This is a genomic window from Reyranella sp. CPCC 100927 (assembly GCF_007859315.1).
GTDB lineage: Bacteria > Pseudomonadota > Alphaproteobacteria > Reyranellales > Reyranellaceae > Vineibacter.
The window spans coordinates 62,698-86,876 of record NZ_VOHA01000005.1; the positions used below are offsets into that span (position 1 = coordinate 62,698).

Below are 24,179 nucleotides of genomic sequence, written 5' to 3' on the forward strand. Positions count from 1 at the left end.
CGAGACCACGATGCCCGACAGCACCATCGCCACGGTTGCCCCCGCGCCGTTGCTCAAGCACGCCGCGCTTCTTCGACAGCAGGCGTTCATCGGCGGCGCCTGGGTCGACGCGACCACGCAGCGCCGGTTCGCAGTTGTCGATCCGGCGACCGGCAACCCGGTCGCGCATGTGCCCGACATGGGCCGCGCCGATGTCGTGCGCGCGATCGCGGCGGCCGACGCGGCGCTGCCGGCGTGGCGCGGCAAGACGGCGAAGGAGCGCGGGGTGATCCTGCGCCGCTGGTTCGACCTGATCGTCGCCCATCAGGACGATCTCGCCGCCATCATGACGGCAGAGCAGGGCAAGCCGCTGCCGGAAGCCCGCGGCGAAGTGCTGTTCGGCGCCAGCTTCATCGACTGGTTCGCCGAGGAGGCAAAACGCGCTTATGGCGACGTCATCCCGACCTACAGCAACGACCGGCGCATCCTGGTGCTGAAGCAGCCGGTCGGCGTCGTGGCCGCCATCACGCCGTGGAATTTCCCCAGCGCCATGGTGACCCGCAAGTGCGGCCCGGCGCTGGCCGCCGGCTGCACCCTGGTGCTGAAGCCGGCGGAGGACACGCCGCTCTCGGCGCTGGCCTTGGCCGCGCTGGTGCAGGAGGCGGGGCTGCCACCCGGCGTGCTGAACGTGATCACATCAAGCGCCGCGGGCGCTCCCGAAGTCGGCGGGGAACTCTGCAGCAATCCCGTTGTTCGGAAGCTTTCCTTCACCGGCTCCACCGAGGTGGGCAAGCTGCTGATGCGCCAGGCCGCTGGCACGATGAAAAAGCTGAGCCTGGAGCTGGGCGGCAGCGCGCCTTTCATCGTTTTCGCCGACGCCGACCTCGACCGCGCGGTGATGGCGGCGATGGCCTCGAAATTCCGCGCCTCGGGGCAGACCTGCACCTGCTCGAACCGGTTCTTCATCCAGGATGATGTTTATGACGCCTTTGCCGACAAGTTCGTGCGCGCCGTGGAAGCCCTGCGCGTCGCGCCCGGAACGGTGGACGGATCGGCGATCGGTCCCCTGATCAACGCTGACGCCGTTGCCAAGGTTGATGCCCACGTCGTCGATGCACGCAAACGTGGGGCCCGCATCCTGACCGGCGGGCGTCGCCACGCCCTCGGGGGTGGTTTCTACGAGCCGACGGTGCTCGCCGACGCCACGACCGAGATGCTGGTGTGCCGCGAGGAGACGTTCGGGCCGGTGGCGCCGCTGGTACGGTTCAAGACCGAGGCGGACGCCATTCGCCTGGCCAACGACACCCGATACGGTCTGGCCGGATACTTCTTCACGCGGGACCTCGCGCGCGCCTGGCGGGTCGCGGAGGCGCTGGAGTTCGGATCGGTGGCGATCAACGAGGGCAGTTTCGCCTCCGAGATCGTGCCCGTCGGTGGCTTCAAGGAATCGGGCGTCGGTCGCGAAGGCTCGAAGTATGGCATCGCCGACTACCTCGAGATCAAGCAGGTCTGCGTCGGCGGCCTCACCTGATCGCGGCGCCCATCGAACCTGTGCCGGTCCATGCCCGATACCAGCCTTCCCTCCGAGATCCGCGCCGATGCGGTGCCGCGCCTGCGCGCTACGCTGCGCGCATTGCATCGTTGCGACGAGGCAACGCTCGCCCGCCGACTGGCCGATGATGCCAGGCTGTCGGATGAGGCGCGGCAGCGCGTCCACGCACGCGCCATCGACCTGGTGCGCCGCTTGCGGGCGCACAGCGCCGGCACATCGAGCGAGCAGTTGCTGAACCGCTATCGGCTGGGCACGCCCGAAGGCCTGTCGCTGCTGCGGCTGGCCGAGGCATTCCTGAGAGTGCCGGACGCCGCGACATCGGGTGAACTGGTGCGCGACAAGATTCTGTCGGGTGACTGGGCGTCCTCGGCGCGATCGAACTCGCTGGTCCTCGAGGGCATCAACCGCGCGTTGGCGCTGAGCCGCGCCTTTCTCGCGCGCACCGACGCAGCCGACAATGCCCTGACGCGCCTGCTGGCCGCCGGCGGCGATCCCGTCCTGCGCAGCGGTATCACTGCCGCCATGGGGCTCATGGCGCGCCGCTTCGTGTTGGGCCGCTCCATCGAGGAGGCTACCCGTCGCGCCGCCGCGGAGCAGGGGGCTTTCAGTCACTCCTTCGACATGTTGGGCGAGGCGGCGCGCACGCGGGCGGATGCCGACCACTACTTCGACGCCTATCGGCACGCGATCGGCCACGCCGGAACATTGGCCGTCGCGCGCACGCCCGTGCCACGTCGGCGACCGACCATCTCGGTGAAACTCTCGGCCCTGCATCCGCGCTATGAACCGCTGCAGGCCGAGCGCTGCCTGGGCATGCTCGGCGAGCGTCTGTTGGCCTTGGCGGTGGAGGCGGCGGCCGCCGGCATTGGCCTGACGGTCGATGCCGAGGAGTCCGAGCGCCTGGACCTGTCGCTCGACCTGATTGAGCGCGTGATGCGCGCACCGCAGCTTGCTGCCTGGGAAGGCTTCGGCGTCGCCGTCCAGGCCTATCAGAAGCGCGCTGTGGGCGTGATCGACTGGCTGGAAGCCCTCGCACGCGCCACGCGCCGAACCTTGTCGGTACGGTTGGTCAAGGGCGCTTACTGGGACACCGAGATCAAACGCACACAAGAGGAGGGGCTCGACGACTACGCGGTCTTCACGCGCAAGGCGTTGACCGATGTTTCCTATCTCGCGTGCGCGCGGCGGATGCTGCAAGCTCGCCATCTCTATCCAGCGTTCGCCACCCACAACGCCCTTACCGTGGCGACCCTGATCGAGTGGGCGGGCGATCGGCGCGACTTCGAATTCCAGCGCCTCTACGGCATGGGCGACGGCCTCTATGACGCGCTGGTCGCGCGCGAGGGTTTTGCTTGTCGCGTCTACGCACCCGTCGGCGGCCATCGCGACCTGTTGCCCTATCTCGTGCGCCGCCTGTTGGAGAATGGCGCCAACAGTTCGTTCCTCCATCAGCTCGCCGACGCCGGGCGTGGCCTCGACGACGTGCTGGCCGATCCTGTCGTGAAAGCAGAGGCCCTCTTGGTGCAGCCCGTCCATCCGATTCCGCGCCCCGCCGACTTGTTCGGCACCGACCGGCTCAATTCGCGAGGCTTCGATTTTGCCGACCGCGATGCCACGGCCGCGCTCCTGGATCGGCTGGCACCGGTCTGGTCTGCTATCCACAAGGCCGCGCCCTTGGTCGGCAGCCAAAGCCGTGGCGGGACAGAGCGTCCCGTCGTCGATCCGTCCGACCGCCGCCGTATCATGGGCCACGTGGTCGAAGCCGAGATCAGCGATGTCGATCGTGCCGTCGAACTGGCCGACGCGGCGTTTCCAGGCTGGGCCGCGACCGACGTCGCGGCGCGCGCTGCCATCCTCGATCGCGCTGCGGACCTGTTGGAGGCCGACCGCGACGCCTTCATCGCGCTGTGCGTCCGCGAGGCCGGCAAGACCCTGGGTGATGCCGTCGCCGAGGTGCGCGAAGCTGTCGACTTCTGCCGCTACTACGCTCGCGAGGCCTGCCGCGCGTTCGCGCCACACCGCTTGCCCGGACCGACGGGCGAAAGCAACGTGCTGACGCTGCATGGCCGCGGCCCGATGGCGTGCATCAGTCCGTGGAACTTTCCGCTCGCCATCTTCATGGGCCAGGTTGCGGCGGCGCTGGTCGCCGGCAATCCCGTGCTGGCCAAACCGGCGCCGCAGACGCCGCTGATCGCGGCGCGGGCCGTGGCGATCCTCCAAGCCGCGGGCGTGCCGCCCGGCGTGCTGGCCTTGCTGCCGGGCGGTGTCGCCGTCGGGCAGGCGCTGGTGGCCGATCCGCGGCTGCGCGGGGTCGCCTTCACCGGCAGCACCGCGGCGGTCCGCGCGATCGCGCGAACGCTGGCAGCCAAGGATGGTCCGATCGTGCCGTTGGTCGCGGAGACCGGCGGCATCAACGCCATGATCGTCGACAGCTCGGCGCTGCCCGAACAGGTCGTGGCCGACGTGATGACCTCGGGCTTCCGCAGCGCCGGCCAGCGCTGCTCGGCGCTGCGCGTCCTCTACCTGCAGGCCGAGATCGCCGATGCCGTGATCCGCATGCTGGGCGGCGCGATGGCCGAACTGGTCGTGGCTGATCCCGCGCGCCCGGATACTGATATCGGGCCGCTGATCGACGCGGCAGCCCGGGACCGGGTCGAGGCACATCTGTCGTCGGGCCTGGGGCGGATCCTGCACCGTGCGCCGCTTGATCCGGCTTGCGCCGTCGGCAACTTCGTGGCGCCGGCGCTGGTCGAGCTCGAGGGCGGCAACCGCCTCGCACAGGAGGTGTTCGGCCCCGTGGTCCATGTCGTGCGGTGGTCGGCAGGCCACCTCGATGCCGTGATCGATGAGATCAACGCGACCGGCTACGGGCTGACCTTGGGCGTGCACAGTCGCATAGACCGCACGGTGGAAGCCGTGCGCCGGCGCGCCCGTGTCGGCAATCTCTATGTGAACCGCTCCATGATCGGTGCTGTCGTGGGCGTGCAGCCGTTCGGCGGCGAAGGCCTGTCTGGCACCGGCCCCAAGGCAGGTGGGCCGCGCTACGTGGCGCGCTTCGCCACAGAGCGCACGGTGTCCATCGACACGACGGCGGCGGGCGGCAACGCGACCCTGATGTCGCTGCCCGACGAGACAGGCCCGGCATGACCCTCGATCGCGACCCCATCCGCATCGCTGTCGTGGGCTGTGGCAACATGGGTGCGGCACTGGCACGAGGCCTCGCGGCGACCGATGGCCTTCAGGTGCTCGCGATCGATCCCGATATGGATCGCGCGCGTGGCCTCCTCGGTGATGCGCCCGTGATGTTGCGCGCGACGCCGGCGGCTCTGGGCGAGGAACAGCCGCCCGCGCTGGTCGTGCTGGCCGTGAAGCCGCAGGCGCTGCCGCTCGTCCTGCCGCCGGTGGCGTCCGTGCTGCCGGCCGAAACCGCGGTCGTGTCGATCGCCGCCGGCACGTCCTGCGCGAGCCTGCGCGCGGCGCTGGGGCCGCAACGTCCCGTGTTCCGCGCCATGCCGAACATGCCGGCCATGGTCGGCCGCAGCATGACGGTGATGTACGCCGACGGGCCGGGCGAGGACGTGCGAGCGCTGTGCCAGCGTGTCTTTGCCACGGTTGGCCAGACGGTGTGGGTCACGGCGGAGGCGCAGATCGACCTGGCGACGGCGGTGTCGGGCAGCGGTCCGGCCTATGTCTTCGCCTTTGTCGAACAGTTCGCTTGCGCCGCCGCTCGCATCGGTCTGCCGGTCGGGTTGGCTGATGCGCTGGTGCGCGCCACCGTGGTCGGTGCCGCCGACATGCTGGTGGATGGCGCGAACCGTGCCGAGGCGCTGAAGGCGGCGGTGACAAGCCCCGGCGGCACGACACAGGCGGCCCTCGATGTCCTGGAGGGGCGGCACGCATTGCCATCGCTGTTGAAGCGGACGCTGGCCGCAGCCCTGCGCCGCGCCCGCGAGCTTGCCCGCGCCGACGGCGGGCGGCCGATCAAATTGAGACTGAAACGGTCTTAATAACGATCGTTCGGGGTTTTGGACGTCTTAATCGCGTCGTGCGACGACTTCAATCCGTGGAGGAAGGTCATGAAACTGACAGAGCAGCAAATCGCCGACTATGACCGTGACGGCTACCTGATCCTGAAGGGCCTGATCAGCCCCGAGGAGGTCGCGCTCCTGCAGCGTGATGCCGAGATGCTGCGCACGCCGCGCCGCGGTCATCCCGACGCCAACGTCATCGAAAAGGACGGCACCAGCATCCGCGCTGCCTGGGCGATCGAGATCGACTCGGCGGCCTGCGCCGCGGCCTACCGCATCCCGCGCGTGCTCGAACCGGTGAAGCAGCTCCTGGGAGAGGGTGTCTATCTCTACCAGTCGCGCCTCAACTACAAGGTCGCAGGCAAGGGCGACGTCTTCCAATGGCACCAGGACTATACGAGCTGGCACATGGACGGCATGCCGCACGGCGGGCACCGCGACATGCTGACGGTGTTGGTCATGCTCGACGACACCAAGACCGAGAACGGTCCGCTGCGCTTCCTGCCGGGTTCGCATCATGAGGGGATGATCGACCCGGTCTACGACACCTGGACCACCAGCTATCCGCTGCACATCGTGCCGGATCCCAGGGTCGAGAGCCTTGTCGCGCGCCGCGGCATCGTCGAATGCACCGGGCCGGCCGGCACGGTGGTGATCTTCTGCGGCAATCTCGTGCACGGCTCGACCGAGAACCGGTCCGACCGCGACCGGCGCAACCTCTACTTCGCCTACAGCCGCGGCGACAACCGGCCGGTACCCGGCGGACCGCGGCGCAAGCATTCCAACAACTACATCATGAATCCCCATCCCCATGCCCTGGAGGTGGTGGACGACCGGGCATTGCTGGCGGCCGCAACCGCCTGACCGGAGCACGGGGTCTGTCGGGGCAACGAGAAGGGGAGGAAGACATCATGGATCGCAAGACGAGAGCGGCTTTCATCAGCGCCTACCTGGGCTGGGTCTTCGACTACTACGAGGTCTTCCTTCTCACCTTCCTGGTGCTGCCGATCCGCGCCGAGTTCGGCCTGAGCGTCGTGCAGGCCGGCTGGCTCTTCTCCTCGCAGCTGCTGTCGCTGGCGGTGGGCGGCATCATCTTCGGCTGGATCGCCGATCGCTGGGGTCGCAAGCCGACGCTGGTGCTGACGATCGTGATCTACGCGCTCGCGACCTTCGCCCGCGCCTTCGCGCCCAACTACGAGACGATGCTGCTCCTCACCATCATCGGCGGCCTGGGGATCGGCGGCGAGTATGGCGTCGGGCAGTCATTGGTCTCGGAGTTGGTGCCGACGCGCCGGCGCGGCTTCTGGAGCGGCTTGCTCTATGGCGGCTGCTTTGTCGGCATCATGCTGGCGGCCCTGGTGGGCGGTTACGTGGCGCCCGAGATCGGTTGGCGCTGGACCTTCGCTATCTCCGGTCTGCCCGTGCTCTTCGCCCTCTACGTCCGCGCCATGAGCCCGGAGAGCGAGGTGTGGGAACGCCAGGCACGCCACGCCGAGTCGGCGCGCCGGGCCTGGGAGACGATCTGGTCGGCCGCCTTCATGGTGCCCTTCGCCAAGTGCCTGGTGCTGGCGACCGTCTACTTCTTCGCCTACTACGGGATCGCGACATTCCTGCCGTCCTATCTGGTTTCGCAAGGACTCACCGTCACCAAGGCGTCGTGGTGGCTGTTCTTCTCGGGTGTCGCGGGCCTTGTCGGCAACGCCCTGGGATCCTGGCTGCTGGACCGCGTCGGACGGCGCTGGACGCTCTCCATCCTCATGGTGACGGCGACCGTGGCCGCGGTGGTGCTGGCCACGACGTGGAGCACGCTCCTGCATTCCTGGCTGATCCTTGTGCCGTTCTTCGTGCTCTTCGTGGGGGCGAACGGCGCCACCGTGTTCGGTGCGTTGTTCAGCGAGGCGTTCCCGACCTCGGTGCGCACGACGGGGATGTCGGGCGCCCTGCAGGTCGCGCGCGGCCTGGCCTTCCTGCCGCCGCTGGTCGTGCCGATGGTGCTGCCGCTCTACGGCTACGCGCCCATCGTGGTGGTGAGCGCCGCGGAGTTCCTGTTCGTCGGCCTCTGGGTGTGGACGTTCCGCGAGACGCGCAATGTCGACATCACCGAGATCGACGAGATCGCCAGCCAACCGGCGCCGCAGACCGGCGGCCTGAAGCGCGCCATCGGCTAGGTCCGCCGGCCACCCCCAACGAAGGAGATTCCCGTGACTGAGCGTGTGCATACCTACCGCTTGGGCCTCCAGTGGACCGGTCGTGACGACTCTCCTTCGTTTCGCAACCATGTCCGCGCCTATGCGCTGACGATGCCCGGAAAGCCGCCGATCGCCGGGTCGTCGGATCCGGTGTTCCGCGGCGATGCGGCACGCTGGACGCCGGAAGACCTGCTGGTGGCGTCGCTCTGCGCTTGCCATCACCTGTGGTACATGGGGCTGTGCGCCGCGGCCGGCATCGCCGTTCTCGCCTACGAGGACGCGGCCGAGGGCGTCATGGTGGAAGAGACGGCCGGTGGTGCCGGGCAATTCGAAAAAGTGGTGTTGCGTCCGCGCGTGGTGCTGGCGCCGGGGACCGATCTACAGAAGGCGCGCGACCTTCACGAGGTGGCGCACGCCAGGTGTTTCATCGCGCGGTCGGTGAACTTCCCCGTGACCCACGATGCGGACGTGACGGTGGGCTCGTAATATCCAAGGCAGCGTGGCGTTAGCCACGATTGTCGTCAGTGTCCGAGCCTGCCAAAATTCGGCACTGTCATGAAACGGTTGCTCTCGATCGCCTTGATCGCTGCTCTGGCGAGCGCCATGCCGGCCGTGGCGCAGGATACCCAGGGGCGTCCGGCCGTCATCGCGAAGCCGGTCATCCTCGGCGAGAGCCACTACGAGGGCGAGTGGGGCCCCAAGCCGTACGACTTCATCACGCGCAAGCAGGCATACTGGACGATCCTGTCGGGCGGTGCCGGTCATGCCTACGGCGCCAAGGGGATATGGCGGTGGGGCGACCTGCGATGGGATCAGGACTTCCCCGCCGCGCTCAATGCCGCCAGCGCCGCGCAGATGAAGCACACCAGCGACCTTTTCACCACGCGCGCCTGGCACAAGCTGGTGCCTGATCTCGACGGCACGGTCATGACGGCCGGCGCCGGCGAGGGGGTCGACTATGCGACGACGGCGCGCGCCAGCGACGGCAGCCTGGTGATCGCCTACATCCCGACCCCGCGCACCGTGAGCATCGATATGGGCCGGCTCGCTGGCCCGGTGATGGCGCGCTGGTTCGATCCCACGAACGGCAAATACAGAGCCATCGCCGGATCAGCGCTGGCCAACAGCGGCCGCCGCGATTTCGCGACGCCGGGCAACAATGCGATCGGTCATGGCGACTGGGTGTTGGTGCTCGAGACAGGCCGGCCGCGCGCAGCGGCGCCAGCGCCGGCCTTTCCATTGAAAGTCAGCCGCACTGGTCGCCATCTTGTGGACCGTCATGGCCGGCCGTTCTTCTATCAGGCCGATACGCCGTGGTGGATGATCTGGAAGGGGAAACCCGCCGACATTCACGCCTACCTCGTCAACCGCAAGGCACGCGGGTTCAACACGCTGCAGATCATGGTGTTGCCGGCCGGCGCGGCGCCGGAGGCGCATCTGGTCAACGAGCCCGACGTCAACGGCAACCGGCCGTTCCCCAATGGCAGGATCCTCGATGTCGCCTCGGTGAGCGAGGCTTATATGCGGCACGCCGACGAGGTGATCCGGCAGGCCAGCGCGGCGGGCTTCTATCTCGTGCTCGCACCGGCCTGGTTCGGCGCCAAGGGCGGCGATTTCGAGGTGTACATCAATGATCACAACGCGACGGCGTGGGGCCGGTATCTCGCGAACCGCTATCGAGCGTACCAGAATATCGCCTGGATCGTGGCCGGCGACAGCAACGCCGAGGGCAAGGCTAGCGCCGTGCACGCTATGGCCCGGGCGTTCAAGGCGATCGCCCCGCACCAGCTCGTGACCGCACACGCCGGCGTGCAGTCGAGCTTCACGCAGTACCACAGCGAAAGCTGGCTCGATTTCAATATGGCCTACGACTACACCTGGGGCGGCGCCTGGGTCTACCCGCAGGTGCGGCGCGACTATCAGGGCGGGGTGGGCAGCCGATAGCGCGCCAGCGATAACCCCGGTTTATCCCGGCACGCGTCGCCATCGTGCAACAATGATGTAAAGGATCATTCTTAGCGTAGCCCGCCGATGCGAGCAGCCTGCGGGTCGATAACGTTTGCCTGGTTCCAGCCTCCGTGCGCGACGGTCTTGTTGGGGGATTGCCCGGCGCTGCCGGGCAGTTTGTCTCGCGCTCGCCTTGATTCCAGGCGCAGGGGCCGCCCTCGCGGCGCCTGATGAAGCGATCGCTGCGACGTCCGGCAGCGACAGGAGCCCACGAAACCGGCTGGTCGCTTTCGACATTCCGGCTCAGCCGCTGGCGTCGGCGCTCGACCGCTACGGCGATGCCACGGGGCGCGAGGTTCTTTACAGCACCGGCATGGTCGTTAGCCGACGCTCGATGGCCGTGCGCGGCCTGCTGACGCCGGAAGCCGCGCTGCTGAAGTTGCTCGAGGGGACCGGGCTTTCGCCCCGGTTCATGGCGGATCAGTCCTTCGTCCTGGTGTCGACGCCAGACCACCGCCAGACAAGGGGCGCCGCCGCGGCACCAGCCCTCCAGCAATGGTACTACGCCCGCATTCAGGCCAGCCTGAGACAGGCATTCTGCTGGAACAGCACGGCGCTGCCGGGCAGCTATCGCGTTGCGGTGGTGTTCTGGCTCGGCCCCTCGGGCGACGTCCAGAGGCACGAACGGCTGAGTTCGACCGGCGCCGCCGATCTCGACGCCCGGATTGACGCAACCCTGCAGCGCCTGACCATCGGCGCGCCGCCGCCACCGGGTTTCGTTCAGCCCGTCCTCATCCTGATCGTGCCGCAGGCACCCGACGTGACTATGGGCTGCGGGACCGATGGTGCGGGTCACGGTCCGGCGAGATCCCGGCGATGACGGAAACACCGCTGGCTACGCTTCGCCGGCTTTTTCTCGACTGCTACGACGAGCTCAAGACGCGTCTTGCGCGGCGCCTGGGTTCAACCGATGTGGCCGCCGACGTGATGCAGGACACATGGCTGCGATTGGCGCGGGCGGACGCCATCGGTACGGTTCGCAATCCCGGCAACTACCTTCTGCGTGTCGTTCTCAATGTGGCGCAGGATCGCCGGCGCGCCGAGAAGCGGCATCTGTCGACGGCTGAGATCGACAGCCTGCTTCATCTCGCCGATGCGGCACCGGGTCCGGCGCAGGTTGCCGAAGCGCGATCCGAACATCAGGTACTGGCCGCCGTCCTGGCCGAACTGCCGCCACGCCGGCGGGCGATCCTGCTGGCGGCACGGCTCGACAACCTGCCGCGCCAGGAGATCGCCGATCGTCTGGGTATTTCGCTGCGCCTGGTGTCGAAAGAGCTGCGCCTGGCTCACGAGCACTGCGTTGCCCGGTGCGGCGAGACGAAGGGCTGATCGTGCGCGTTACGCCCGCAAGACTCGTCTTGGTGGCAGGGGCCGGCCTGGCCCGACGTCGCTTGATCGTGGGGAGGACGCTGCAAGGCGCCACACAGGCATGAGCGAGGCCAGAAGCAAAACGACCACCCTCGATCCGCTGCAGCGCGAGGCTGTCGCCTGGGTTCAGCGGCTGGTGTCCGGCCGCGCCACGACCGAGGATTCGGCAGCGCTGCAGCGCTGGTGCGCGCGAAGCGCGGCGCACAGGGCCGCATTTACCGAAGCGAGCCGGGTGTGGGGGGAGATCGCATCGGCGGCGCGTAGCGTGCAGGCCGACCGTGGCGCATTGGCCCTGAACGCAGCGTATCCGCGCCGGACCGCGTCTCGCCGGGTGTTGCTGGGCGGCGGACTTGCGACGGCGGCGGCTGCCGCCTACGCCGTTGTCGATCCGCCGTTTCGACTCTGGCCGTCGCTATCCGAGCTCAATGCCGACTACCGGACCGCCACCGGCGAGCAGCGGCAGATCACGCTGGCCCATCGTCTGGCCGTGCGCATGAACACGCAGACCAGTCTCGTCGTGCGGCCTGCCGAAGGACTTGCCGATCGCGTCGAACTGATCGCCGGCGAAGCGTCCTTTGTGATGGAGCCGCAGGCGCGGCGGTCGCTGATCGTGCTGGCCGCCGCTGGCAGCACCATCGGCACGGATGCCCGCTTCGATGTGCGCCACCTGCAGGGTGATGCCGGGGCGTCGGTGTGCGTGACATGCTTCGACGGCGATGTTCGGATCGAGCGGGGCACGGACAGGATGGTGCTCGGCCCCGGGCAGCAGGTGCGCTATGGCGCTGCAGGTCTGGGGCGGGTGGCTACGGTCGATGCCGAGGCCGCCTCGGCCTGGCAACGCGGAATCGTGGTTTTCCGTGCCACGCCGCTGGCTGAAGTGGTGGACGAGATCAACCGCTACCGGCCGGGCCGGATCATTCTGGTCAACGCCGAACTGGGCCGCAAGCCGGTCAGCGGCCGTTTCCGGGCCGATCGCATGAACGAGATCCTGAGCCGATTGGAGCAGGCCTTTGCGGTGCGCGTGCGAATGTTGCCCGGTGGCATCGTGCTGTTGGGTTGACGCCGCTGATGACGACCGGGACCCGCCGCTTCGGCGGAATCAGTCTTGTGTCGATACCCGTGCGCGTTTGGCGGGGATGGTCCGTCTTGGTGGTAGAGGCCCCTGCCAGGAGTTGTCGATGTCCGTTCCCGCCGCCGCTGATCGCGCTGTTGTTCTGAACCGGCGGCCTCGGCGCGCGTCGCTGCTGGCGAGCGTGAGCGTTGCCGCGCTGGTGACGGCAAGCGTGCCGGCCCAGGCGCGCGACATCCTGCGCGGCAACCGGACGGCGGCGCCGGTGGCGGCTGTTACGGCGCAGCAGGCGGCGGCGATGCAGCAGGCGCGACAGGCAAGCAATGCGCTGCAGCGCACGACGCAGGCTGTCCAGGCGATGCGCGCGGCGCAGAATGCGGCCCGCAATCTTGCGCTGCGGACGCCAGCGGCGGTTCCCAATGGCCTGACACCGGATGGCCTCGTGGTGGCGCTGGGGGCGGGCGCGGTACCTGGCGTCTGGACCGGTGCCCGGCTGCCGACGCAGACGCAGGTCGATGGTCGCACCCAGGTCGACATCAAGCAAACGGAAGCGAAGGCGATCCTGAACTGGACGACATTCAATGTCGGCAGGGAGACCACGGTCCGGTTCGATCAGCAGGGCAATAGCACATGGGTGGCCCTGAATCGGGTAAGCGATCCGGCGGCACGCCCCTCGCGGATCGCTGGTCAGATCAAAGCCGACGGACACGTCTATATCATCAACCGCAACGGGGTGATCTTCACCGGCTCGGCGCAGGTCAACACGCATGCGCTGATCGCCTCCAGTGCCGGCATCACCGACGAGCAGTTCCGCACCGCCGGCATCTACAGCGCGCAGGCGGCAGGCGCCTACGTGCCGAGCTTCCGTGGAGCCGCGGGCCTGGTGCGGGTCGAGGCAGGTGCCGAGATCACGACCCACACACCGACATCGGTGACGAGCGGCGGCGGTTTCGTTGCCCTGCTGGGCATTGGCGTGGAGAACGCCGGCACGATCGCCACACCGAAGGGGCAGGCGCTGCTGGCGGCCGGCGACGACTTCATCCTGCGCCGCGGTTACGGCACGGACGCCAATCAGAGTTCGACCACGCGCGGCAGCGAGGTCGCACCCATCATCGGCGCCGGCAGCACCAGTGGCACGGTTGTCAACGCCGGCCTGATCTTCAGCCAGCAGGGCGACATCACGCTGGTCGGGCGGTCGGTGACCCAGGCTGGGGTGGCGCTGGCCACGACCTCGGTCAACACCCGCGGCACGATCCATCTGCTCAACGCGGCGTCCGATACGCAGGGCAGCGTGGTCCTGGCGACCGGCAGCCTGAGTGCCATCCTGCCCGAACTCGACAGCGTGGAGACGGCGCTCGACAGCCAGCGCTCGGCGCTCATCACCGCGTCGAGCGCGTCTGCGCACCAGCCGGTCGCGCATGCGCAGTTCACCAATCTCAGCCTGCTGCCCGACCGGCTCGACCAGTCGCGCGTCGAGATCGTGAGCGGCGGCGACGTGGTCTTCCAGCGCGGCTCGATCACCCAGGCCCAGGGCGGGCAGGTGGCGGTGAGCGCCGCCCGGCGCGTGCTGGCCGTTGACGGCGCCCTGATCGACGTTTCGGGCACGCGCGACGTGCTGCTGCCCATGTCGAGCAACAATCTCAAGGTCAGCATCCAGGGCAACGAACTGCGGGATGCGCCGATCAACCGCGACAGCGGTCATCTCAAGAGCAGCGACGTCTGGATTGACACGCGTGACCTGGTCCTGGTGCCAGCCGGTACCGGTGGCTATGCCAGCGAGCGCTACTACACGAGGGGCGGGCTTCTCGAGGTCCGGGGCTACCTCAACAACAGCGGCCATCGGATCGGTGAGTGGGCAGCGCTGGGCGGCACGATCGCGTTGTCTGCGCGCGAGGTCGTAGCGCAGCAGGGCGCAATCTTTGACGTCTCGGGCGGTGCGGTCTCCTACGACGGCGGCTACATCCGCACCACCAACCTGCTGGGCAGCGACGGCCGGGTCTACAGCGTCAATGGCGCCCCCGCCGACCAGTTGTTCTATGGCCTGGGGCAGGGCTTCGTGCGCAAGCATGCCCGCTGGGGTGTCACCGAGATCTGGATGAACCCGCTCGGCAAGGGCCGGGAAAGCTTGCGCTGGGAGGCCGGCTATACCATCGGCCGCGACGCTGGCGGACTCATCCTGTCGGCACCGACGACGATCTTCGACGGCACGATCGTGGCCGGTGTCGTGGCGGGGCAGCGCCAGGCCACAGCCCGACCCGGCGGTGTCACCGACGGCTACGCGTTGCCGCAAAACACCGCGCCACGCGCCGGGTCGCTGACGGTGGGACGTTACGGCACCCTGGGCGTTGAGGGCGGGCATGACAGCAAGATCGTCGTCGGTGCCGTTGCACCGCTCGTATCCGCCATCGGTGCGGCAACACCGCTGCCGTCGGCGCGGACCAACACCGTTCTCCTCGATGCCCGGCGGCTCAACGACTCGGCGCTGGGCGGGCTCCATCTCACCACGACGCAGACGGTCGCCATCGATGCGCCGCTGACGCTGGCCGACGGCGGATCGCTGTCGATCACCGCGCCCGTGACCACGATCGGCGCGGACATCACGGCGCACAGCGGCCGGGTGAGCATCACCAACATCCTGAAGGTGCCGGGCCGCAATCCCGGCGAGTTTACGCCGCAGGCGCTGACGCTCGATGGCGCGGCCGGCGTGACATTGAAGGCGGGTACAGCCATCGACGTACGCGGCGTGTGGACCAACGCCGTGCTGGATCCTACCCGTCGCATCGGCCTGGCCTACGTCGACGGCGGCACCGTCAGCGTCGCGACCACGGGCAGCGTGACGATCGAGCGGGGCAGCCTGATCGACGTGTCGTCGGGTGCCGCCTGGCTCGAAATCGGCAAACTGCTCGGTGGCCGTGGTGGCGACGTCACCTTGCAGGTCGGCGTGCCGGCGCACGACGTCATCACTGGTGCGACCCTGACGCTGGATGGCACGTTGCGCGCCGCCGGTGTCGCCGGCGGCGGTACGCTGAGCTTGCAATCGCCGGTGACGGTTCTGATCGGCAAGGACGCGGTCCTGGCCGGCGGCGTGCTGCGCGCCAACGAACGGGCACCCACGGGTGTCGTCCTGGCGCAGGACCTTGCGATTCTGCCCGGCGGCATCATCCCGGTCACCGTGACGGAGATGCGCTCGACAACGCCACTGGAAACCCCGCTGCCGGCCACCACCACACCGACCAATCAAGAAGTGATCGTCACCGCGTCGACATGGACGCTGCCGCCAGGCGTGATGCTGGCCACCAGCGACGGTCGGTATTATGGCGCCGGCGCGGTCCTGCCGGCCGGCACGCGGATTGCCGCGTTCATGGGTGGCCTGCCGTTCGGCATGGTTGTCCCGGCCGCCGTGTTTCCGCGCGGTATTCCTGTCCGGCCGTTCCAGTTCACGCTGGTGGCCGGCTCCCGGACCTACGAGGGCTACACGTACCGGCCCGGGCAGAAGGTGCCCCAGGGCACGGCGTTCACCGAGGCCGTCCGCTTTGCGCCGCCTTTCGCCGTCGACCCCGGTCTCTTCCAGACCGGCTTCTCCACTTACAGCCTCACCAGCCTCACCGGCCTTGTCATCGGTGACGGGGCGCGCATCGACGTTGCCATGCCGGTGCTGCGGGCCACCGATACCGCTTTCGCCGCGCCGACGGGCAGCACGCCCGCACAGGTGCTGGCGCAATGGCTGCCGCCGGTCTATCGCGACGATCCTGTCACGGGGCGCCTGACGCAGCGCGCCGGCGCGAACCTCATCCTCGCGGGCATGGACCTGCGGGTGGACCGAGGCGCGGCCGTGACGGTCGATCCCGGCCGGTCGGTCCGGCTGGCCACCATCAGGCAGATCACTGTCGACGGCGCGATCGTGGCTCCCGGCGGCAGCGTCACGATCGTGAACGACAAGGTGTTCAACCGCGAGCCAGGCATGAATGCGCCGGGCCAGTCGATCTGGATCGGCGCGACGGCGGTGCTCGACGTATCGGCGCAGGCCGTGACCGCCCGGGATGCCAACGGCCGACGCTACGGCATCGTCACCGAGGGTGGCGCCATCCGCATCGGCATCGACAGCGGCCAGAGGCCGACCGGCGCGCTGGTGATCATCCGCGACGGCGCGCGGCTGGACGCATCGGGCACGGCGGTCGACCTCGATCTGCCCGCGGGCCGCATGGATGCAGGCGCGTCCGTCACGCGCGCCAGCGCCGGCGGCACGATCGCGATCGGCTCGAGCGCCGGGCTGCTGCTGGACGGCGATATGCGCGCAGCCGCCGGCGGGCAGGGGGCAGCCGGCGGCAGGCTCGAGCTCACGTTGGAGACGACCTATGTCTCCAACACGTTCCTGGGCGCGGCGCGCGGGCCGCATGTCTTCACGATCACCCAGGAGCGCATCGGCCGCACACAGCCGGACGGCCTCGTGGCGGGAGTTCACGATCCGGCCTTGCCCTATGGACAGGCGCGGCTCAGCGTCGAGCAGGTCAGGGCCGGCGGCTTCGATACCCTGTCATTGTGGAGCCGCGACATCTTCCGCTTCGACGGTGATGTCGATCTGGCCATGGGAAGAAGCCTGATCCTCCAACGCGGTATCCTGTCGGTGGCACCCACGACGCCGGCCGCGCGTGTCTCGCTGGCTGCCCCGCACGTGGTGCTGGCAGGCCAGGGGAACATCGAGCTTCCCGACGATCCCACGCTCTACTACGCGGGCATCACCTACACGGGCTACGGCTGGCTGATGCCGACCGTCAACGCGGGGCATCTGACGGTCACGGCCGACCTGATCGACCTGCGCGACGCGGTCCACTTCGGTGCGCTGGCCCAGCACGGTATCGCACCGGTCCACAATCGGCCGATCGATCTGCCAGGCTTCGCCGACGTCGCCTTGATCAGCCGCGGCGACGTGCGGATCGGCAACGGCTCAGTGGATGCCGGCCGCCGGCTCACGATCACGGCCGCTCAGCTCTATCCGACAACCGGCGCCAAGGCGACGATCCGGGCGGGCGTCTACAAGCCTGATGCGGTTTACGATATTGCATTCGACCCCAACGCCGTCATCGCCATCCGCGGCCTGGGCGATGCGCCGCCGCCGCTCCCCGCGTCCGTCTTTGGCTCGTTGCAGCTGATGGCCGCCACGATGGAGCAGGGCGGTATCGTTCGGGCGCCGCTCGGCACCATCGTGCTCGGCGAGGGCGTGTCGAAGGCCGATCCGCGCTACGCCCAGCAGATGGCGGCGACCCTGCTGCCCGGCAGCGTCACATCGGTCAGCGCCGCCGGATTGATCGTGCCTTACGGCGGAACGGTCGATGGGCTGAGCTATACCTACAATGGCGAGAAGGTCGCCTTCTCCGACCTCGCCGCGCTGGTCGGCGACAACGGCGTCAACCAGGGTATTACACTCGGTGTCGGCCGCATCGACATTGACCGCGGCGCGCTGCTTGACCTGTCGGGCGGTGGCGAGCTCAGCGGCGCGGCGTTCTTCACCGGCCGCGGCGGCTCGGTCGATGTCCTGAGGACAGCGCTTGCCAATGCCAATCCTGCAGCGAACCGGGGCAGCACGCCGGGCGCTCGGGTCTACGCCATCGTTCCCGGCTATGCGTCGGCCTACGCGCCGCTGGCACCGGAGACCGGCGCCGGCGACCCGGTCGTGGGCCAACAGGTCACGCTGTCGCGGGCTGTCGGCGGCTTGCCGGCAGGCACTTACACGCTGCTGCCGTCGACATACGCGCTGTTGCCGGGCGCCTGGCGGGTCGAGATCGGCGGCGCCGCGCCGGTCGATGCGACGGCGCGGCTGGCGGACGGCTCGCACGTTGCTGCTGGTGTGTTGAGTGTCGCCAACACGGCCATCCGTGACGTGCTGCCCACGCTGCTGACGCTGACGCCGGCGTCTATCGTGCGCACCCATTCGCAATACAACGAGACCAGCTACAGCGCCTTTGCGCTCGCCAACGCGGCGACCTTCAACGCGGTGCGCCCGCGCCTGCCGGTGGACGGCAAGACGCTGGTATTGAGCTTCGGCGCGGCCAAGGGCGAGACGCTGCGCTTCGACGGCCAGGCGCTGTTCGCGCCGGCCCGGGGCGGCTATGGCGGAACGCTGGCCGTCATCGCGAACACCGGCATCGAGGTCAAGGCCGCGGGTGCACCGGCAACGCCGGGGCTGGTGTCGCTCAACGCACAGGATCTGTCCGCCTTCAACGCCAGTGCGCTGTTGATCGGCGGTGTCTATCGCTACGAGCTGGCCTTCGACTGGAGCACCTCCACGGCCCTGGGGCCGCGTGTGATCTTCAACGGCAACGACGCCGGCGTCGCCGTGCGCCAGGGTGCCACGTTGCGTGGCGGGCAGATCTTCGTGGTCGGCCGCGACATCGTGATCGAGCGCGGCGCCACGCTCGACACCTCGGCCGGTAGCTCGAACGGCATCGATTCCAGCCTGGGTTATGTGTTCTCCGACTCGTTGGACGATCGTAACTCGCAGGCCGGCGCCATCCTCACGGTCGCCAACGGCTACTTCCATTTCCTGCCGCCCATCCTTGATGCGCGGCCCAGCACGATCAAAGTGCAGGACGGTGCGATCCTGCGCACGCAGGGAACGATCGCGTTCTCCGCCGCCGGCGCCGTGGATCCCGGGCAGGCGGCGCTCAATGCACGCTTCCTGACCTTGAGCCTGCCCGAGCTGAACATCGGCGATGCGGCCTCGTTCGCCGCGGCGGAGGCGGCGGGCGCGATCGGTTCGGGCTGGCGGTTGACCCAGTCGATGATCGCGCGGCTGCTGCATCCGACCGCATCCGGCATGACCCCGGTCGAGCGGCTGACGTTCACGGTCGGCGGTTCGATCAACATCTTCGGCGGCGTGACCATCGACATGCGCAGCACGGGCGCCACACGCACGGCACTCATCCTGAATACGCCGGCCCTGTACGGCTGGGGCCGGCCGGGCGAGGTCGCGACGATCGCGACCGACACGCTGATCTGGAGCGGCCTCGTCCAGGGCATGGGCACGGTCGACAAGCCCTATGTCAGTGTCGGCCCGGGTGCCGTGAGGCCCGGCGGGGCCGGAACGGGCAGCGGCGCGTTGGTCGTTGACGCCCGCCAGATCGTCTTCGGTTACGATCCGTCGGCGCGACCGCAGACTCAGGCGACGCTTGATCGCCTGATGCTGGGGTTCTCGGCCGTGAGCCTGCAGGCCAGCGAGCGGATCAGCGCCAATAACCGCAGCAGCCTTGCCGTCTATCACACCGGCGCCAGCGCCAGCACCTATGGCGGCGGCAGCCTCGCTCTGCGTACCCCGCTGCTGACGGGCGAGGCCGGCTCCTTCATGACCTATCGATCGGGCGGTGCCGTCACGGTGAGCGCGCCGGCCGGCGCAGCGTCGGTCGACACCGCGACGATCACGGCGCTGGGCGGCGAAGTGCGGCTGGCCGGCACGCGCGTGACACTGGACACGGCAGTGGCGCTGCCCAGCGGCCGTCTGATGCTGGAAGCAGCGAGCGACATCGCGCTGCACGATCGTGCTGTCATCGACCTGTCGGGACGGGGCGTGCGGTTCTTCGACGTCACCCGGTACAGCTGGGGCGGCGAGTTGGTGATGGAGAGCACCGACGGCGCCATCCGCCAGGCCGCCGGATCGACGATCGACGTCTCGGCGCGCAACAACGACGCCGGCAGGATCAAGGTGACGGCCACAGGGGCTGATGGCAGCGTTGCTCTGGCCGGACGCCTGCGCGGCGCCGCCGACACCGGTTTCGAGGCCGGCGTCGTCGATATCCGGGCCCGGGTGCTGGACGATTTCGCGGGACTGAACGGTCGCCTCAACCAGGGTGAGGTGTTCGGCGCCCGCAGCTTCGTGATCAAGACCGGTGATCTGGTGGTCGGTGACGACGTTAGGGCACGTCGGGTCACCATTGCCGTCGATGGCGGCAGCCTGACCATCAACGGCCGGATCGACGCCAGCGGGCGCGGGGCGGGTATCATCCGGCTTGCCGCCCGCGACAACCTGGTGCTCGGTACGGGCGGCATGCTCGATGCGCACGGCACGGTGTTGCGGGTCGACAGCCGCGGCGCGCCGATCGATGCGGCGAACACGGCGCAGATCGAGCTGACAACGACGCACGGCACGCTGACGCTGGCCCGCGGCGCGGTCATCGACCTGCGTGCTGCCGACGGCGTGGCCCGCGGCCGGCTCGAGCTCAACGCGCCGCGCACCGTCGCCGCCGGTATCGACAGCGACATTGCGATCAGTGCCGCCGGGCCGCTCGACATCAGCGGCGCCGCGAGCATCGCGATCAACGGCTGGCGCCGCTATGCCGCGGACGGGGGACTCGTCGATCAGGTGCTGCTCGATCGCATCCATGGCGACAGCACCACCTTCATCGACGCCGCGCGCGGCAACGATGCCTTGCGCGCACGCCTGGCGGGGCTCGACGCCCATGGTCTCCATCTGCGTCCGGGCGTCGAGATCCTCAGTGCCTCAGCCGGCGGCGATCTCACCATCGCGGGTGACCTCGACTTCTCCGGCTACCGGTATGGACCGGACGCCGATCCGGCACGTCGTGGGTCGGGCGAACCCGGCGTCGTGGTGATCCGCGCCGGCGGCCGGCTGCTGGTCAACGGCAGCATCAACGACGGCTTCGCGCCGCCGCCGGCGACGCCGGACGACCATGGCTGGGCCGATGGCCGCGCGGGTCGGATCTGGGCCATCGCGCCGATGCTGGCACCGGGATCGCTGTCGTGGTCGATGCGGCTGGTCGCCGGCGCCGACACCGCGTCGGCCGATACGCGCACGCTGCGGCCGCGCTCGAGTCTCGCCGGCGGCGGCGATCTGGTTCTGTCGGACGAGCATTTCTCGGGTTATTTCCCCGATCGCCGGGTCTTCAGCGTGATCCGCACCGGAACCGGCACGCTGGACCTGCTGGCCGGCGGCGACTACCGGCAGGACTCGCTGTTCGGTGTCTACACGGCGGGAACCGCCATCGCGGTGGGGCCTGAGCACAACCTGCCACTGGCGCCCGGCTACGACGGCACCGTGCTGGGCTATCCCGACTACGAGGCGGCGCTGAGCGGCACGCGCATGTGGTTCACGACCGGCGGCGGCGATGTGCTGCTGTCGGCCCAGGGCCGGGTCAGCAGCTATGCCGTCAGCAATATCGATATGAGTGAAAGCACCCACGATATCGGCGACTGGCTGTGGCGGCAGGGCGGCGCCGATCTGGGCCAACCCACGGCGTGGGGCATCAACTTCGGGTCCTACGTCGCCGACAACCTTCTGGGCGTGATCAAGGTCGCGGGTTTTGCCGGCATCGGTGCGCTGGGCGGCGGCAACGTCACGGTCGAGGCCGGCGGCGACGCGGGCCTCATCAATCCGATCTCGCGCGGCGGCTTCGATCTGTTCACCGATGCGCTGAACATCGCCGTGGGCGGCAGCGGCCGGGTCAGTGCCGACGGCACGCTGGCGCAGACCGGCGGCGGCGACCTGACCCTGCGCGTCGGCGGCCGCCTCAACCCTACGATGGTGACAATCTCACTGTTCCAGGGATTGGTCACCAACGTGCGTGGTGACATCCGCGTGCTGGCCGGCTCGATCGGGCAGACGGAACTGAAGCAATACGGCGTGCCGCGGATGGACGACCCGCGGCCGGTCGACAACCAGGCGCCGTTCGTCGCCAACATGTACAGCGGCCTGGCCGTGGCGCCGGGCGACGGACGCGCGACCCTGTCGGCACGCGGCGATCTGTCGATGTTCATCGCCGCCGATCCGGGCCGCGTCACCGCCCGTGGCGCGCCGGTGGCAAGCGACGGCGCGCAGACGGCTGCCGGCACGAGCTGGTTCACTCTGTGGACGGGCACGACGGCGATCGACCTGTTCTCGGCCGGCGGGTACGTGTCACCGATGCAGACGTTCTACGGCACGTTCTACCCGCCCAACCTCAGCGTCGTGGCCGCCGGCGGCAGCATCATCTTCTCCCCCAACATGATGAACCTGATGCCGGCCGCGCGCGGCTCGCTGGAGCTGTTGGCACGCGACGCCATCGATGGCTACGGCGCCGTCACCACGAGCGGACCATCCTACATTTCTGTTTCAGGCGGATCACCGGACGATCTCGCCACGCCGCTGCGCCCGGGCTGGAACCTTGTCGATTCCGGCGGCACGGTCCTGGCCACCAATCACTACGCCGGCGTCAATGGGCCGCGCGAGGACAGCGCCGGGTTCTACTGGTACGGCGGCTACTACGGTAACGTGGCGTTCGTGCACGGGCCGTTCACCGCATCGGCCGTCAACGTCCATGCCGGCGATCCAGACCCGATCCGCATCTATGCGCTCACCGGTGACATCAGCAACCTGGAGATCGGCAACATCCGGCAGGACTATGTCGGTGGCGCGTACGTCGCCAGCTACAATGCCGCCAAGCCGGTCTGGCTGCGTGCCGGCCGCGACATCCTCAATCTCACCGCCTTGATCCTCAACAACGACAACGACGATATCTCGCTCATTGCCGCCGGCCGCGACATCGTCAATGCCGGCATCAACATTGCCGGACCCGGCCTGCTGGAAGTGCGGGCCGGCAGCGACATCTACCAGGCGCGCGGCACCATCAACAGCATCGGCCCGGTCATCACCGGCGACCGCCGCGACGGCGCCGGCATCACGTTGCTCGCCGGCGTCGGCGTCAACGGGCCGGCCTACGCGCGCTTTGCCGCGCGCTACCTGGATCCGGCCAACCGCGCCGACCCGCTGCGGCCGCTGGCCGACCAGGACGGGAAGGTCGCGAAGACCTACCAGGCAGAACTTGTGGCCTGGCTCGCCGAACGGTTCGGCTATGACGGCGGCGCGGCCGGCGCGCTCGCCTACTTCCAGCATCTGCCGGTCGAGCAGCAGGCGGTGTTCGTCCGCCAGGTCTATTTCGAGGAGCTGCGCCAGGGCGGGCGCGAGTACAACGATCCCGATAGCCGTCGCTTCGGCAGCTACCTGCGCGGTCGCCAGGCGATCGCCACGCTGCTGCCCGACACGGATGCGGCGGGCGCCCGGATCGATTACAGCGGCACCATCACGCTGATCGGCAATGCCGGCGTGCACACCGATTTCGGCGGCGGCATCCAGGCCTTCACGCCCGGCGGCGGCATTCTGCTGGGCGCCAACGGCGTGGCGCCGCCGCCCAGCACCGGCCTGTTGACCCAGGGCTCGGGCGACATCGAGATCTACAGCAGGGACAGCGTCCTGCTGGGCCTGTCGCGGATCATGACGACTTTCGGCGGCGATATCGTGATCTGGTCGGCGGTGGGCGATATCAACGCCGGCCGCGGTGCCAAGACGACCGTCGTCTATGCGCCGACCAAGCGCGTGTACGACAACTACGGCAACGTAACCTTGTCGCCGCAGGTGCCGTCCACCGGCGCCGGCATCGCCACGCTGGCGCCGATTCCGGAAGTGCCCGCCGGCGACATCGACCTGATCGCGCCGCTGGGCACGATCGACGCAGGCGAGGCCGGCATCCGCGTGTCGGGCAGCATCAACCTGGCGGCGTTGCACATCCTGAACGCGGCCAACATCCAGGTGCAGGGCTCGATCACGGGCGTGCCCAAGGCACCGCCGCCGAATGTCGGCGCCATGTTGTCGGCCTCCACCACGGCCGGTGCGGCCGCGGCCACGACCGACCCGTCACGGCAGGCGCGGCAGGCACCGCGTGACCTGCCGTCGATCATCACGGTCGAAGTGCTGGGTTATGGCGGCGGCCAGGGTGGCGGCGATACGCAGCGCCGCGACGACGCGCCGCCCCGCCCCGGTGGTAGCCAGCAAGGCTACGATGCCCAGGGCATGTTCCGTGTGCTGGGCAATGGCACCTTCACCGGCGAGCAGGTGCGCGAGCTGACCGACGAGGAACGCCGCAAGCTTCACCAGCAGGTCGGCCAGAACGCTCCGCTGTAGCTGATCACTGCCCGATGCGGGTTACTCTTGCCCTGGCCCGGCG

General features: G+C 68.9%; 11 protein-coding genes. All 11 read left to right on the forward strand.

The features are described 5' to 3' along the window. Positions 1-10: 10 nt before the first annotated feature. The 11 genes from FQU96_RS15700 to FQU96_RS15750 all read left to right on the forward strand — a co-directional run bounded on the left by FQU96_RS15700 (position 11) and on the right by FQU96_RS15750 (position 24,136). Positions 11-1,510, forward strand: coding sequence for an NAD-dependent succinate-semialdehyde dehydrogenase (locus FQU96_RS15700; RefSeq protein ID WP_146542248.1), 1,500 nt, complete (start codon positions 11-13; stop codon positions 1,508-1,510). Positions 1,511-1,540: 30 nt separating this feature from the next. Then, positions 1,541-4,678, forward strand: a complete 3,138-nt coding sequence (putA, locus tag FQU96_RS15705) for a bifunctional proline dehydrogenase/L-glutamate gamma-semialdehyde dehydrogenase PutA (protein WP_146542249.1) — start codon at positions 1,541-1,543, stop codon at positions 4,676-4,678. After that, complete coding sequence (proC, locus tag FQU96_RS15710) at positions 4,675-5,538, forward strand: pyrroline-5-carboxylate reductase (RefSeq protein ID WP_146542250.1); 864 nt, start codon at positions 4,675-4,677, stop codon at positions 5,536-5,538. Before putA ends, proC begins: the two co-directional genes overlap by 4 nt. A gap of 69 nt (positions 5,539-5,607) precedes the next feature. Further along, positions 5,608-6,423 (forward strand): phytanoyl-CoA dioxygenase family protein, encoded by an 816-nt coding sequence (locus FQU96_RS15715; protein WP_146542251.1) that lies wholly within the window; start codon positions 5,608-5,610, stop codon positions 6,421-6,423. A gap of 47 nt (positions 6,424-6,470) precedes the next feature. Continuing rightward, positions 6,471-7,727: an MFS transporter gene (locus tag FQU96_RS15720; RefSeq protein WP_146542252.1), complete on the forward strand. Its 1,257-nt coding sequence runs from the start codon at positions 6,471-6,473 to the stop codon at positions 7,725-7,727. Positions 7,728-7,760: 33 nt separating this feature from the next. Then, positions 7,761-8,234, forward strand: a complete 474-nt coding sequence (locus FQU96_RS15725; RefSeq protein WP_146542253.1) for an OsmC family protein — start codon at positions 7,761-7,763, stop codon at positions 8,232-8,234. Positions 8,235-8,303: 69 nt separating this feature from the next. Beyond that, positions 8,304-9,692, forward strand: a complete 1,389-nt coding sequence (locus tag FQU96_RS15730; RefSeq protein WP_146542254.1) for a DUF4038 domain-containing protein — start codon at positions 8,304-8,306, stop codon at positions 9,690-9,692. Between the two features lie 196 nt (positions 9,693-9,888). Further along, a complete protein-coding gene (locus tag FQU96_RS15735; protein WP_146542255.1) occupies positions 9,889-10,575 on the forward strand; it encodes a TonB C-terminal domain-containing protein in 687 nt (228 codons plus the stop codon). After that, positions 10,572-11,084 carry an RNA polymerase sigma factor gene (locus FQU96_RS15740; protein ID WP_146542256.1) on the forward strand — a complete coding sequence of 171 codons (513 nt, stop codon included), beginning with the start codon at positions 10,572-10,574 and terminating at the stop codon, positions 11,082-11,084. Before FQU96_RS15735 ends, FQU96_RS15740 begins: the two co-directional genes overlap by 4 nt. Positions 11,085-11,184: 100 nt before the next feature. Then, positions 11,185-12,183, forward strand: a complete 999-nt coding sequence (locus FQU96_RS15745; protein WP_146542257.1) for a FecR domain-containing protein — start codon at positions 11,185-11,187, stop codon at positions 12,181-12,183. A 118-nt stretch (positions 12,184-12,301) separates the two neighbouring features. Continuing rightward, a complete protein-coding gene (locus FQU96_RS15750; protein WP_178130531.1) occupies positions 12,302-24,136 on the forward strand; it encodes a filamentous haemagglutinin family protein in 11,835 nt (3,944 codons plus the stop codon). Positions 24,137-24,179: the final 43 nt, after the last annotated feature.